This window comes from Variovorax sp. Root473, assembly GCF_001426505.1.
GTDB lineage: Bacteria > Pseudomonadota > Gammaproteobacteria > Burkholderiales > Burkholderiaceae_C > Variovorax.
This window is the reverse complement of the sequence record NZ_LMEV01000012.1, coordinates 127,850-142,328: the sequence shown is the minus strand read 5'-3', so window position 1 is coordinate 142,328 and position 14,479 is coordinate 127,850. Positions and strand designations below refer to the sequence as shown.

Below are 14,479 nucleotides of genomic sequence, written 5' to 3'. Positions count from 1 at the left end.
ATCGGTGAACACGCCGGGCCTCACGGGCCCGGTTTTCTTTCTTTTTCTCTCCCTGATCCTGTGACGGCGCGCCCCTAGGGGATTTCCCTCGACGGCTGGCCCGGAGCTTGCGTAGTCCGCCCTCATAGTTGAAGATTTCAACTATTGAAGACTTCTACAAACCCTCATGCATGCCCCGCTTCGCCTGAAGAACGACTACCTCAACGTGCTGATCGACCTGGCGTCGCAGCGCACGCGCGATCGCGGCTCGCGCATCTACGAGATCGAGCTCGGCCTGTCGATCCGCGACGTGCGCCTGCTGCGCATGATCGGCGCTGCGCCCGGCATCACCATGGGCCAGCTGGTGCAGACCTGCGCCATCGAGAAGACGCTGGTCTCCAAGCTGGTGGGTTCGCTGGTGCAGCGCAATCTGGTCGAGCGACACATCGGCACCGAGGACGCGCGGCAGATCCGCCTGTGCCTGAGCAAGACGGGTGTCGACATGGTGCTGCGCGCCGAGCCCATCGGGCATGAAATGGAAGCGCGCTTTCTCGACTGCCTGAGCGTCGCCGACATCGAGAACCTGCGCCGCATCATGCACAAGCTCATCGACGCCGAAGAAGGCTCGCGCGACATCTTCGAATTCCTGCTGGTGCAGCTGCGCGAAAGCAAGGAATCGCCCCCGTCCTCCTCCCCCGTGTCTTCCGCTCCCTCCCGAAAGAAGTAAGGCTCCATGGCAATCCACCTTTCACCGCGCCGCGTCGCGGCGGCTTCCCTGTCGGCGCTCGCTTTGTGCTTCGCCGCCACCGCCCCCGCGCAGACCGTGCTTCGCACCGTGCCCTCGTCGGACCTGAAGATCGTCGACCCGATCTGGACCACCGCCAACATCACGCGCAACCACGGCCTGATGATCTACGACACCCTCTTCGCGATGGACGAGAAGGGCGTCATCAAACCGCAGATGGTCGACAAGTACAGCGCGAGCGCCGACAACAAGGTGTGGAGCTTCACGCTGCGCCCGGGCCTGAAATTCCATGACGGCGCACCGGTCACCTCGCAGGACGTGATCGCCTCGCTGGCGCGCTGGGCCAAGCGCGACACGCTGGGCCAGAAGATGTACGAGGCGATGGACAGCGTTGCCGCCGACGGCCCCAACGGCTTTCGCATGACGTTCAAGCAGCCCTTCGGCGTGGTGCTCGACGCGCTCGGCAAGCCCAACCCGCTGGTGCCTTTCATCATGCCCAAGCGCGTGGCCGACACGCCCGCAGACAAGCAGATCGACGAGATGGTGGGCTCCGGCCCCTTCACGCTCGCCAAGGAAGACTTCCGCCCCGGCGACCGCGTCATCTACCGCAAGAACACCGCCTACGTGCCGCGCAAAGAGCCCGCCTCGGGCCTGGCCGGCGGCAAGGTGGTGCACGTCGACCGCGTCGAATGGGTGCTGCTGCGCGACCCGCAGACGCAGACCAATGCGCTGCTCAACGGCGAGGTCGACATGCTCGAGACCGTGCCCGCGTCGGGCTACACCGGCATGCGCACCAACGACAAGATCGAGCTGGTCGACGTGATGCCGGCGGGCCCCTTCACGGTGCTCTACAACCACAAGGTGCCGCCCTTCAACAACCCGAAGGCGCTGAAGGCCGCGATGCTGGCCGTCAACCAGGAAGCGATGCTGCGCGCGCAGGTCACCTTCCGCGACTTTTACAAGCCCTGCGCGTCGATCTACCTGTGCGGCTCGCTCTACGCGAGCGACAAGACCGGCTTCTACACCGGCAAGCCGCAGTTCGAGGAAGCGCGCAAGCTGCTCAAGGAATCGGGCTACGACGGCAAGCCGGTGGTCATCATGCTGCCGGGTGATTCGCCCGCGCTGAACAAGCTGCCGGCGGTGTACGGCCAGCTGCTCAAGCAGGTGGGCTTCAACGTCGATGTGCAGACCACCGACTGGGCCACGCTCGTGACCCGCCGCACCAAGAAGGACCTGCCCGAGAACGGCGGCTGGAACGCCTTCATCACCTTCTGGGGCGGCGTGGACGCAAGCAGCCCCATCAGCTACAGCCCGCTGACCGGCAACGGCGACCAGGGCTACTTCGGCTGGCCCGTGGTGCCCGAGCTCGAGGCGCTGAAGTCGAAGTTCATCGCCACCGCCGACCTCGCGCAGCGCAAGGACATCGCCACGCAGATCCAGCAGGTCGTGCTCGAGCACGGCGTGCTCGCGCCGCTCGGCGAAGGCAAGGCACCCACGGCCGTGCGCCGCGGCACCATCACCGGCCTGCTGCCCTCGCCGGCGGTGCTGTACTGGAACGTGCGCAAGAAGCAGGCGCCGTAGGCCGGCGCGCACTCGCGCCGCTCTCCCCTCCTGATCGACACCCCTGACCGGCTGCGCCCTGCGCGGCAGCCGGGCGGGACTTCCTTTGCCCGCGCCGGACGCCCGGCCCTTCGTCACGGAACCGATTCACATGCTTCACTTCCTGTTGCGCCGCGGACTGGCCACCGCGCCCGTGCTCCTGATCGTGGCCGTCATCGTCTTCCTGCTGCTGCGCATGACGCCCGGCGATCCGGCGGCGGCCATCGCGGGCGACGCGGCCAATGCGCAGGACATCGCGCGCATCCGCGCCCAGCTGGGCCTGGACGCATCGATCGTCACGCAGTTCGTGCACTGGCTCGGCCAGGTGCTGCGCGGCGACCTGGGCTACTCCTTCTTTTACCGGATGCGCGTGACCGAGCTGATCGGCCAGCGCCTGGAGCCCACGCTCTCGGTGGCGGCAGTGACGGTGGTGCTCACGGTGCTGATCGCCGTGCCGCTGGGCGTGCTCGCGGCCTCGCGGCGCGGCGGCCGGCTCGACCGCTTCATCATGGGCGCTTCGGTGCTCGGCTTCTCGGTGCCGGTGTTCGTGGCCGGCTACGTGATGATCTGGCTGTTCTCGATGCAGCTCGGCTGGCTGCCCTCGCAAGGCTACCAGCGCATCGGCGACGGCATCGGCCCGTGGCTGCGCCACCTGGTGCTGCCCTGCGTCACGCTGGCCGTGATGTACGCGGCACTCATCGCGCGGGTCACGCGCGCGGCGGTGTCGGAGGCCCTCACCGAAGACTACGTGCGCACGGCGCGCGCCAAGGGCATTTCGGAGTGGCGCATGCTGCTGCGCCACGCGCTGGCCAACGCGGCGGTGCCGATCGCCACCGTCATCGGCCTGAGCGTGGCGGGGCTGATCGGCGGCGTGGTGGTCACCGAAACGATCTACGCGATCCCCGGCCTCGGCCAGCTCACGGTGGATGCGGTGCTCTCGCGCGACTATCCGCTGATCCAGGCGATCACCCTCTTCTTCTCGCTCGTGTACGTGGTGGTCAACCTGCTGGTGGACCTGAGCTACCTGCTGCTCGATCCGCGCATCCGGTACTGACCTTCCTTCGAAAGCCCCGCCATGACTTCGATCTCCCTGCGCGACGATGCGCCCACCTCGGCTGCGGCTGCAGCGGCCGGGGTTGCTCCCGCCGCGCCCCGCGCCCCGGCCCGGTCGCTGCTGCGCCGCCTGCTCGCCAACGGCGGCGTGCGCATCGGCGGCGCCCTGCTGGTCGCGATGCTGGTGCTCGCGATGGCCGCGCCCTGGCTCTACACCATCGACCCGAACGCGATGGACCCCGCCAACTCGCACCTGCCGCCCGGCGCGCGCACCGAGTTCACCACGCTCGCGGGCGACAGCTTCGAGCGCTTCTTCCCTCTGGGCACCGACAGCATGGGCCGCGACCTGTGGAGCCGCACGGCCTATGGCGCGCGCATCTCGCTGTCGGTGGGCGTGGCGGTGGCGCTGGGCTCGGTCGCGTTCGGCCTCGTGATCGGCATGGTCGCCGGCTACTTCCGGCGGCTCGACGGCTTGATCATGCGGGTGATGGACGGGATGATGGCCATCCCCGGCATCCTGTTCGCGATCGTGCTGGTGGCCGTGTGGCGGCCCAGCCTGCTCACGGTGATCCTGGCCATCGTGGTGCCCGAGACACCGCGCGTGGCGCGGCTGGTGCGCTCGGTGGTGCTGTCGGTGCGCGAGGAGCCGTACGTGGAAGCGGCCGTCGCTCTCGACACGCCGACCTGGAAGCTGATGCTGCGCCACATCCTGCCCAACACGGTGGCACCGCTGATCGTGCAGGGCACCTTCATCTGCGCCGCCGCAATGCTGGTGGAGGCCGTGATGTCGTTCCTGGGCATCGGCCTGCCGTCCGAGGTGCCGACCTGGGGAAACATCATGTCCGAGGGCCGCACGCACTTCACCTCGCACCCCTCGACCGTGCTGATGCCCGGCGCCTTCCTCGCGCTCACGGTGCTGGCAGTGAACATGCTCGGCGACGGCCTGCGCGACGCACTCGACCCCAAGTTCAAACCGCGCGGAGGCTGAGCATGACATCCACCACTTCTTCGGCTTCCACGACCACTCCCGCGCCCTGCCTCGTGGTGCGCGACCTCGCCATCGACCTGCCCGCCGGCGCCGACCGCGCACACGCGGTGCACGGCATCTCGTTCGACGTGATGCCCGGCCAGGTCGTGTGCCTGCTGGGCGAGTCGGGCTCCGGCAAGTCGGTCATCGCGCAGGCCGCGATGGACCTGCTGCCCGCGTCGCTGCGGCCCTCGGCCGGGCGCATCGAGGTGCAGGGCGAGGACGTGCTCGCAGCCAGCCCGGCGCGGCTGCGCGCCCTGCGCGGCGCGCGCATGGCGATGGTGTTCCAGGAGCCGATGACCGCGCTCAACCCGGTGATGCGCTGCGGCGAGCAGGTCGACGAAATCCTGGCCGAGCACACGACGCTGGGCGCTGCCGCGCGTCGCCAGCGCGTGCTCGCCATCTTCGAACGCGTGCGCCTGCCCGAGCCCCAGCGTATCTACGACGCCTACCCGCACCAGCTCTCGGGCGGGCAGCGCCAGCGCATCGTGATCGCCATCGCGCTGATCCTGCGCCCGGCATTGCTGATCTGCGACGAACCCACCACCGCGCTCGACGTGACCACGCAGGCCGAGATCCTCGCGCTCATCCGCGAGATGCAGCAGGAGAACGGCACGGCCGTGCTGTTCATCACGCACGACTTCGGCGTGGTGGCGGACATCGCCGACCAGGTGGTGGTGCTGCAGCTGGGCCGGCAGGTCGAGAGCGGCCCGAAGGACGAGGTGCTGCGCCGCCCGAAGGAGGCCTACACGCGCATGCTGCTCGACGCGGTGCCGCGGCTGGCCCCGGTGCTGCGCGCGCCCATCGACGCCCAGGCGCCGCTGCTCGACGCGCGCGGCGTGGGCAAGGTCTACCGCACGGGCAGCTGGCCCGGCAAGCGCCGCACGGTGCATGCGGCGGCCGACGTGTCGCTGAAGCTGCATGCGGGCGAGACGGTCGGCATCGTGGGCGAATCGGGCTCGGGCAAGTCGACCGTGGCGCGCTGCATCGCGCGGCTGATCGAACCCACCGACGGCGACATCCGCGTGCCGGGCATCGAGGGCTCGCGCGGCGCGCAGCGCTCGGCTTTCCGTCGCATGGTGCAGGTCGTGTTCCAGGACCCGAACCGCTCGCTCAACCCGCGCCGCACGGTGGGCCAGTCGATCGTCGAGGGGCCGGTGAATTTCGGCGTGCCGCACGCCAAGGCCTGGCAACGCGCCGAGGAGTTGATGGCGCTGGTGCGGCTGCAGCCCGAGGTGCTGCACCGCTACCCGAGCGAGTTCTCGGGCGGCCAGCGCCAGCGGCTGTGCATTGCACGCGCGCTGGCCTGCGAGCCACGCGTGCTGATCGCCGACGAGGCCGTGTCGGCGCTCGACGTGTCGGTGCAGGACCAGATATTGAAGCTGCTCGCGGAGATCCAGCAGCGGCTGTCGATCGGCATCCTGTTCATCACCCACGACCTGCGCGTGGCCAGCCAGATCTGCGACCGCCTGATCGTGATGCACAAGGGCCGCATCGTCGAGCAAGGCAGCGCGCACGACGTGCTGCTGTCGCCGCGCGAGGCCTACACGCGCACGCTGCTGGCCGCCGCGCCGGGCCAGGGCTATGCGTTCGGAGGCGGCTGAGCGCCGTCGCCTCCCCTGTCTTTTCCGACCACCTTCATCCAACCAACCCAAAGAGACGAAGCCATGACCACACCCCTGTACGAACTCAGTGCCCTCCAGTTGCTCGAACGCTACCGTGATCGGGCCTTGTCGCCGGTCGAGGTGACGCAGGCCGTGCTTGCGCGCATCGAGCGCTGGGAGCCGCACATCCACGCCACCTACGGGCTGGACGCCGAAGCCGCGCTCGCATCGGCGCGCACCTCCGAGGCACGCTGGGCCCAGGGCAAGCCGCAGGGCGAGCTCGACGGCGTGCCGGTCACGCTGAAGGAAAACATCGCCACGCGCGGCACGCCGTCGCCGATCGGCAGCGCGGCGACCGTGCTGGCCCCCGCCCCTTCCGACGCCCCTGCGGCCGCACGCCTGCGCGAGGCGGGCGCGGTCATCGTGACCAAGACGACGATGCCTGACTTCGGCTTCCTGGGCGCCGCGCCGTCGAGCTTCCACGCGCTCACGCGCAACCCGTGGGACCTGGGCCGCAACACCGGCGGCTCGAGTTCGGGCGCGGGCGCTGCCGCCGCCGCGGGCTACGGCCCGCTGCACCTGGGCACCGACATCGGCGGCTCGGTGCGCATTCCGGCCAGCTTCTGCGGCGTGTTCGGCCTGAAGCCCAGCCACGGCCGCATTCCGGTCGACCCGCCCGCGGCCGCGCGCGTGATCGGCCCGATGACGCGCACCGTCGCCGACGCCGCGCTGATGATGCAGGTGGTGACACGGCCCGACGCGCGCGACTACATGAGCCTGCCGCCGAACGACTTTGCATGGCAGCGGCTCGAGCGCAATGTGAAGGGCCTGCGCATCGGCTTGTGGACCGAGACCACGGGCGGCTGGCCCATCGATGCAGAGGTGAAAGAAGCCGTGCTCGCCGCGGCCCGCCTGTTCGAGCAGGCCGGTGCCATCGTCGAGCCGCTGGCCGACTGGAGCACGCTGGACATGCGCATGGGCATGGCCCACTTCTTCACGATGCGCTGCCGCGTCGACCTGGCCGCGATGCCGCCGGAACGCGCAAAGCTCGCGGCCGGCTACATCCATCAGGCGGCGGAGTACGCGGCCTCGCTCACGCCCGAAGACACCTTCCGTGCCTTCACGCGCATGCAGGCGCTGCGCGCGGCCACCGTGGCGGCCACTCAGCCCTTCGACTACGTGCTGTCGCCGGTGTCGCCAGTGCTGCCGTTCGCGGCGGACGCCATCAACAGCGGCTCGGAGAACCTGATGAAGGACTCACACTTCACCTCGGTGTTCAACCAGTCGGAACAACCGGCCGCGTCGATCAATTGCGGCCACGCGAAGAACGGTTTGCCGATCGGCCTGCAGATCGCGGGGCGCCGCTTCGACGACCTGGGCGTGCTGCAGATGGCGCACTTCTACGAATCGGTGCGTCCGGCACAGGCGCGCTGGCCGGAACCGTCCTGATCGAGCGGATCAGTCCGGCGCGTTCATCACGCGATCGAACTCTTCGTCGGCCGGCACGTTGTCGGCATCGAGCTCGCTGGCATCGGTGAGGTCGATGCCCGTTTCGTCCGACAGGTCGTCGGACGCATCGGCTTCGAGTTCCTCGAAGTCGTCGGCAGGCGTGTTGTCCTCTTCGTCGTCTTCGGACGACGAGGCGGAGCGCGCGGTGGCATCGGCGTGGGGCGTCATGATCGAATTCCTCGGCAGATGGGTGAACGGCCCTCTATGGTGCGCCTGTTTTGCCCCTTGCGGTGGATCGACGGGCTGACGTCGGTGTCGGAAAGTTTCCCGTCCCCCGAGGCCGCGCGCACGCTGCAGCGTCAGTCCTTGTGGACGTGGCCGTGCTCGCCGTGCCCTTCATCGTGGCCGTGTTCATGGCCATGCTCGCCGTGCGCGAGCCGGCTCACGAGCGTGACCAGCACGATGCCGGCGACCAGCCACGCGATCTGCGCCGCGGTCTGGCGCGCGGGTAGGCGCTTTTGCAGCTGCGGAATCAGGTCGGCCAGCGCCACGTAGACGAAGCTGCTACCCGCCAGCACCAGGAAGTACGGCAGCCAGCCATGCAGCTGGTCGACCAGCCACCAGCCCGCGATGCCGCCGAGCATGGTCATCGTGCCCGCGAGCGACACCTTCACCAGCGCCGCGCGCGAATTGGCCGAGCTCTGGCGCAACACGACGAGGTCGCCGATGTGGTGCGGCACCTCGTGCGCAAGCACGGCCAGCGCGGCCACGAGGCCCAGGCGGATGTCGGCCACGAAGGCCGAGGCGATCAGGATGCCGTCGCCGAAGCAGTGCACGCTGTCGCCGGTAAGCACGGCCCAGCTGCCGCCGCCCGTGGGCGACGTGTGATGGTGGGCGTGGCCGTGCGAATGGCCGTGGTGGTCGTGATCGTGGTGATCGTGCGCTTCGCCCTTCACGGGTGCGACGTCGCCATGGTGGTGCTCATGCCCGTGGTGCCACAACTCGGCCTTGTCGAGCAGGAAGAAGAACACCAGCCCGAACAGCAGCACGGCGAACAGCAGCGCGGGCTCGATGCGGCTTTCGAAGGCCTCGGGCAGCAGGTGCATGAAGGCGGTGGCCAGCAGCGCACCGGCGGCCAGGCTCAGCAGGTGCTGCGAATTCACGCCGCCGCCGCCGCTTCGCACGCCCACGCGCAGCAGCAGGGCCGCGAGCCAGACGCTTCCGATGCCGGCGACCAGGGTCGCCACGAGAATTACTATCAAATTCATAGCTGCTTGCGCAAGAGGAACGGCCAGTGAAACCATTTCATGGCCTTGTTCCGATCATAAAAAGAGAAAGGCCGTCACGTCGGACGGCCTTCGGCGGAGAGTGGCTACGGGTCGCTGACGCGGTCAGGCGACACCATTGGCTTTGAACCAGGCCGTGGCACGCTGCCAGCCGTCGTCCGCGGCGCTCTTGACGTAGCTGGGACGGTAGTCGGCGTGGAACGCGTGGCCTGCTTCGGGGTACACGACGAAGCTCGATGCCTTGGCCGCCGGGGTTCCAGTGGCCAGAGCAGCTTTCATCTTATCAACCGTGTCAAGGGGGATCCCTTGGTCTTTTCCGCCGTACAAACCGAGCACCGGCGCCTGCAGGCTGGCGGCGATGTCGACAGGGTGTTTGGGCTGCAGTTCGCTGGCCTGCCCGACCAGCCGGCCGTACCAGGCCACACCGGCCTTGACCTTGCCGGTGGCGGCATACAGCCACACGATGCGCCCGCCCCAGCAGAAGCCGGTGATGCCGGCCTTGCTGGTGTCGCCGCCGTTGGCCTTGGCATAGGCGAGCGCGCCGTCGAGGTCGGCCATGACCTGCGCGTCGGGCACCTTGGTGACGATGTCGGCCTGCAGCTTGGGAATGTCGGTGTAGCCGCGCGGATCGCCCTGGCGGGCATACAGCTCGGGCGCAATGGCGAGGTAGCCGAGCCCGGCGAAGCGGCGGCACGTGTCGGCGATGTACTCGTGCACGCCGAAGATTTCCTGGATCACCAGGACCACCGGCAGCCCGGTCTTGCCGGCCGGTGCGGCGGCGTAGGCGGGCACCTCGAAGCCGTTCACGGTGTACTTGATGGGGCCGGCCTTCAGGCCGTCGGCCGGGGTCGAGATGGCTGTCTGCGCGGCCACCGGCAGCACGGCGGCGGCGTAGCCGACACCGAGGGCGGCCTTGAGCGCGGTGCGGCGCGTGGCCCCCTGCTCGGTGCTGTCGCCGGGGCGCAGCGAATCGAATTCGGAACGGTTGTCGTCGTAGGAGGTCATGCGAAGGCTCCGGTTGAATCGTCTGACAAGGGGGTGGCGCGTAGAAAAACGCACGCCGCAATGTAGGCGAAATCGGGCCGGGCCGTGTGACCGGACCGTAAAGCAGCCGGGCCGCTTCCGGCTGCGGTCAGGTGCCGTAGGCCCGCCGCGCCAGCGCCTCGGCCAGCACCTGCGCCGGATCGACGAGGCGCAGCCCCGCCACCGCGGCCGAGCCCTGCAGGCCCAGCGGCACCTCGGTGCAGCCCATGATGATCGTGACCGGGCCGTGCCGTTCGGCCAGCCGCAGCGCAACCTCGGAGAAGCAACGTTCGGCCAGCGGCAGGTTGCCGGCCTTCACGCCCTCGAAGATGCCGCGCATGATGGTCTGGCGCTCGTCGGCCAGCGGCACGTGGCAACCCAGTCCGGCCTCGGCCAGCGCCTCTTCATACAGCCGCACGCGGTAGGTGCCTTCGGTGGCCATCAGCGCCACCTCACTCGCTCCCTGCGCGGCCAGGTGCTGCGCGGTTTCGCGCGCCATGTGCAGCAGCTCGACCTGCGGAAAGCGTTCCTGCAGGTTGGCGTGCCACGCATGCGCGGTGTTGCAGGCGATGGCCACGGCGCGGCTGCCCAGTGCGGCCAGCCGGCCCAGCGCCTGCAGCATCGGCTCGAGCGGCTGGTGCGCGCCCTGTGCGTCGGAGGCCAGCGCGCCGGTGCGGTCGGGCACCGGCACCTGCGCCAGCCAGTGCTCGGGAAAAGACTGGTCGCGCACCGGCTCGCCGCGCGCGCGCATCTGCTGGGCACAAGCCTGCACGAAGAGCCGGACGAAGTCGGCGCCCGCCGCGGGGCCCATGCCCCCGAGGATGCCGACGACCTGTGTGGCAGCGACCATGTCTTTTCTCTTTCGCTCTCTCTGTGCGATCAGGTCGCTGGTTTGTCGCTGAAGGCCTTGAGGTTCTCTTTCAGCTGATCGCTCATCGGCAGATTCAGCGGCACGTTCTTCGGCGGGATCGGCTGCATGAACCACTTGGTGTAGAGCTTCTCGAACTCGCCGCTCTTCATCATGGCGGTGAAGGTGTCGTCCACCAGCTTCTTGAAGGCCGGGTCGTCCTTGGGCAGCATGCAGGCGTAGGGCTCGACCTGCAGCGACTCGCCCACCACTTCGTAGTCGGCCGGGTTCTTCGAGTTGGCGATGAGGCCGAACAGCAGGATGTCGTCCATGGCGAAGGCCACGGCGCGGTCGTTCTCGACCAGCAGGAACGCGTCGGCGTGGTCCTTGCCGAGCACGATGTCCATGCCCAGGTTCTTCTCGGCGTTGTACTTGCGCATGACCAGCGCGTTGGTGGTGCCGGTGGTGCTGGCCACGGTCTTCTTCGCGAGGTCGGCGTAGTCCTTGATCCTGGAAGATTTCTTCGTCAGCAGGCGCGTGCCCGTGTAAAAGTGGTTGACCGCAAAGGCCACGTCCTTGCCGCGCGCGGTGTTGTTGGTGGTGGAGCCGCACTCCAGGTCGACGGTGCCGTTGGTGATCAGCGGAATGCGGTTCTGCGAGGTGACCGCCATCAGCGAGACCTGCAGGTTGGGCTTGTTCAACTTCTTCTTCACCGCCTCGACCACGGCGTTGGAGAGTTCCACCGAAAACCCGATCGGCTTGTTGGGGCCGTCCAGGTAGCTGAAAGGCACCGACGACTCGCGGTAGGCGAGCGTGATCTTGCCGGACTCGGCGATCTTGGCGAGCGTGTCGGCAGCCTGCGCGGCGGGTGCGGTGAAGAGGACCGCGGCAGCCAGGGAAGCCATCAAGACGGAGAGTTTCATTCGAGCCTTCATTCGGTTGGATTGATCAGACAACCAGTGTAAGAAGGAGTGACACATCGGGACAATTCCAATTAACCCCGGGGTCATGCCCAAAGGTTATGGGCTGGGTTCTTTTGGCATTTCCGGCCAACGCGGGGCGCCTCTACAGTCGCAGGCTGTCTCTTTTGACTTCCTTCTTCTTCACTTCCGGAAAGTTGCCCCCATGCATGTGTGCGTGCTCGGCGCCGGCATCGTGGGCCTGGCGACCGCCTGGCAACTCGAGCGCCAGGGCCACCAGGTCACGGTGATCGACCGCGCGGCGCCCGGCGCGGGCGCCAGCGGCGGCAACGGCGCGCAGCTGAGCTACTCGTACGTGCAGCCGCTGGCCGACCCGTCGATCTGGAAGCAGCTGCCCAAGCTGCTGTTCTCCCCCACCTCGCCGCTGAAGCTGCGCCCGCAGCTCGACCCGCTGCAATGGCGCTGGGGCCTGGCCTTCCTCGGTGCCTGCAACGCCGAGACCTCGCGCGACACCACCGCACAGTTGCTCGCGCTGGCGGCCGCGAGTCGCACGGGCTTCGAGGCCATGCAGGCCGACATCGCACCCGACTGCGACTTCTCCGCCACCGGCAAGCTGGTGCTCTACGCCAGCGAGGCCTCGCTGGCGGGTGCGCGTGCGCAGGTCGAACTGCAGCGCCGCATGGGCAGCGAGCAGCGCGTCGTCACGCCCGACGAGTGCGTGGCCATCGAGCCCGCGCTCGCGGACTATCGCGGCCAGATGGCGGGTGCGGTCCACACGCCGAGCGAGTGCGCGGCCGATTGCTTCAAGGTGTGCGCCGAGCTGATGCGCGCATTGAGCGCGCGCGGCGTGCGCTTCGTGCTCGGTGCCGACGTGCACGGCTTCGCGCGCAGCGCAGGCCGCGTGGCAGCCGTGCAGACCAGACAAGGCGACATCGAAGCCGGTGCCTTCGTGATGGCGCTGGGCTCGGCCTCGCACACGCTCGGTCGCGCACTTGGCGCCTACCTGCCGGTGTACCCGCTCAAGGGCTACAGCATCACGGTCGACGTCGACCCCGCGCCCGGCGCAGCGCCGCGCGTGAACGTGACCGACAGCGCGCGCAAGGTCGTCTTCGCGCGCATCGGCTCGCGCCTGCGCGTGGCCGGCATGGCCGAGCTCGTGGGACACGACGCGAGCATTCCCGCCACGCGCATCGAGACGCTGGCCGACGCCACGCGCGCCGTGTTTCCGCGCGCGAGCCGGCTGGCCGAACTGCACCCCTGGACCGGCATGCGCCCGGCCACGCCGAAGGGCTTGCCGATCATCGGGCGACTGCCGCATGCGCCGTCGAACATGCTGTTCAACACCGGCCACGGCGCGCTGGGTTTCACGCTGGCCTTCGGCTCGGCGCAGCGGATCGCGCAGGCGCTGGACGCGCCCCCGTCGCACTTCTGAGCTTGCGGCCCAGGCGCCGCCAGCCGATCACCACGCCGGTCAGGCTCAGCAGCGCGCCGCCCGCACTGAGTGCGACCAGCAACACGTCCCACAGCGGGCGGTGCTCGAGCAGCGGCAGCCAGTCCCAGCTGTGCAGCATCGCGAACAGCCATCGGCTCAGGCGCCGCGTGCGGTCGCTGCGAGCAAGCACGGCACCGGTCTGCGGATCGACGTGGACCCAGGTGGCGTGCGTGTCGGCGAACACCACGCGCCAGACGGGCAGCGGCTTCTCGCTGCCGCCGGTCATGGTGTGCGCTTCGCGCGTGTAGTAGTGGCTGTCGTAGGCGGTGAGCACATCGATGCGCGCGACCGGGTCGGGCAGCAGCTGCGCGACGGCAGTGCGCAGCGCCTCCGGGTCGATCTGCCGAGGCTGTGCGCGGGCCGCGTCGCGCACCAGCGGTCGGCCGCCGGCGGTGCTGGCCAGCACCAGCGTCTGCCCCGCCGCGCGCACCCAGCGCAGTTCGCGGACGTCGCCGCGCGTGGAAGCCAGCAGCGCAGCGGGCGTCGCATCGCCTGCGTTCACCACGAGCGGCCCGCCCTGCATCGCCGCCATGCGCAATGCCGGCGCACCGCTGTCGAACACGCGCCAGGGGTTCATCGACATCAGCCCGCTGAAGATCCACGTCAGCGTGACGAGCGCAAACAGCAGCCCGCTGATGTGATGCCAGCGCATCATGAAGCCCTGGTACGGCGAGTGCGAGCCGCTCTTGTAGGTGCGCCGGAAACGCCAGCGCATCACGCCCACCACCGTGCCGGTGAGCGTGACGGCGATGCCGACGATCGACAGCCAGTTGACGATGTCGGCCCAGTAGCGGTCCAGGCCCGTGCCGCGCAGCGGGTACAGCCAGTGGATCCACGCACCGGCGTAGTTCCACAGCCGCTCGGCACGCGGTGCATCACGCACCACCTCGCCGGTGCGGCCCGAGATGTACAGCCGCGTGGCCTGCGCATCGGCCAGGTCGACCACATGCAGCGGGCGGTGCGCGTCGAGCCCGCGCGAATGGGTGAAGGCGTCTTCGTCGATGGTGCCCCGGTACCTGAGCAGCACGCCCTCGCCCCCATAGGCCTGCGCGCTGACGAGCGCGCGGGCGCGGTCGACCTCGCGCAGCAGCGCGCCGGTCTGCGCATCGACGACGACCACGCCGCGACCCGCCGGCGAACGGCGCGCGCCGGGCTCTGCTGCGCGCGCCGGCACCGCAAGGTACACCGCCTGCCCGCCGCTGGCCACGGCGAGCCGCAGGTCCTGCAACGGCCCCGCGATGCCGGCCGCGTCGAGCGCCTGTCGCGGACCCAGCAAGGGCGCCGACGCATCGAGCGGCGGCAGGTGCTGCAGGCGTTCGGCCTCGGTGAGCTTGGGGTAGCCCACGTACATCATCACGACGCCCGAGATGAACCACATCGCGAAGAAGGCACAGACGACGACACCGAGCCAGCGGTGGACCAGGAACAACCAGCGTTTGGCATGCATGGCGGTGC

The 14,479-nt window shown here is 69.0% G+C and carries 13 protein-coding genes; 7 read left to right on the top strand and 6 right to left on the bottom strand.

The window, feature by feature from the left end; translation table 11 throughout:
* The first annotated feature begins 166 nt into the window (after positions 1-166).
* The 6 genes from ASD34_RS06285 (at position 167) to ASD34_RS06260 (ending at position 7,456) form a co-directional block, all read left to right on the top strand.
* The gene (locus ASD34_RS06285; protein WP_056574379.1) at positions 167-706 is read left to right on the top strand and encodes a MarR family winged helix-turn-helix transcriptional regulator; all 540 of its coding nucleotides are present in this window, start codon (positions 167-169) and stop codon (positions 704-706) included.
* A gap of 6 nt (positions 707-712) precedes the next feature.
* The gene (locus tag ASD34_RS06280) at positions 713-2,305 is read left to right on the top strand and encodes an ABC transporter substrate-binding protein (RefSeq protein WP_082548515.1); all 1,593 of its coding nucleotides are present in this window, start codon (positions 713-715) and stop codon (positions 2,303-2,305) included.
* A 130-nt stretch (positions 2,306-2,435) separates the two neighbouring features.
* Complete coding sequence (locus tag ASD34_RS06275) at positions 2,436-3,377, top strand: ABC transporter permease (RefSeq protein WP_056574376.1); 942 nt, start codon at positions 2,436-2,438, stop codon at positions 3,375-3,377.
* Between the two features lie 21 nt (positions 3,378-3,398).
* Complete coding sequence (locus ASD34_RS06270; protein ID WP_082548514.1) at positions 3,399-4,364, top strand: ABC transporter permease; 966 nt, start codon at positions 3,399-3,401, stop codon at positions 4,362-4,364.
* Between the two features lie 2 nt (positions 4,365-4,366).
* A complete protein-coding gene (locus ASD34_RS06265) occupies positions 4,367-6,007 on the top strand; it encodes a dipeptide ABC transporter ATP-binding protein (protein ID WP_056574373.1) in 1,641 nt (546 codons plus the stop codon).
* 63 nt (positions 6,008-6,070) lie between these two features.
* Positions 6,071-7,456, top strand: a complete 1,386-nt coding sequence (locus ASD34_RS06260) for an amidase (RefSeq protein ID WP_056574369.1) — start codon at positions 6,071-6,073, stop codon at positions 7,454-7,456.
* 9 nt (positions 7,457-7,465) lie between these two features.
* Here ASD34_RS06260 and ASD34_RS06255 read toward each other — a convergent pair whose 3' ends face one another.
* From ASD34_RS06255 to ASD34_RS06235, 5 genes are all read right to left on the bottom strand, one after another.
* Positions 7,466-7,684, bottom strand: a complete 219-nt coding sequence (locus ASD34_RS06255; RefSeq protein ID WP_056574367.1) for a hypothetical protein — start codon at positions 7,682-7,684, stop codon at positions 7,466-7,468.
* 131 nt (positions 7,685-7,815) lie between these two features.
* Complete coding sequence (locus tag ASD34_RS06250) at positions 7,816-8,724, bottom strand: ZIP family metal transporter (protein WP_056574364.1); 909 nt, start codon at positions 8,722-8,724, stop codon at positions 7,816-7,818.
* A gap of 123 nt (positions 8,725-8,847) precedes the next feature.
* A complete protein-coding gene (locus ASD34_RS06245; protein ID WP_056574361.1) occupies positions 8,848-9,747 on the bottom strand; it encodes a dienelactone hydrolase family protein in 900 nt (299 codons plus the stop codon).
* A gap of 127 nt (positions 9,748-9,874) precedes the next feature.
* The gene (locus ASD34_RS06240; protein ID WP_056574357.1) at positions 9,875-10,615 is read right to left on the bottom strand and encodes an aspartate/glutamate racemase family protein; all 741 of its coding nucleotides are present in this window, start codon (positions 10,613-10,615) and stop codon (positions 9,875-9,877) included.
* A 29-nt stretch (positions 10,616-10,644) separates the two neighbouring features.
* Positions 10,645-11,535 carry a transporter substrate-binding domain-containing protein gene (locus ASD34_RS06235; protein ID WP_056574355.1) on the bottom strand — a complete coding sequence of 297 codons (891 nt, stop codon included), beginning with the start codon at positions 11,533-11,535 and terminating at the stop codon, positions 10,645-10,647.
* A gap of 202 nt (positions 11,536-11,737) precedes the next feature.
* Here ASD34_RS06235 and ASD34_RS06230 point away from each other — a divergent pair, with 202 nt between their 5' ends.
* Entirely contained in the window at positions 11,738-12,964 is a 1,227-nt protein-coding gene (locus ASD34_RS06230; protein WP_056574353.1) for a D-amino acid dehydrogenase, read from the top strand.
* Here ASD34_RS06230 and ASD34_RS06225 read toward each other — a convergent pair.
* Complete coding sequence (locus ASD34_RS06225; protein ID WP_056574350.1) at positions 12,897-14,471, bottom strand: PepSY domain-containing protein; 1,575 nt, start codon at positions 14,469-14,471, stop codon at positions 12,897-12,899. The genes ASD34_RS06230 and ASD34_RS06225 overlap by 68 nt on opposite strands.
* Between the last annotated feature and the right edge of the window lie 8 nt (positions 14,472-14,479).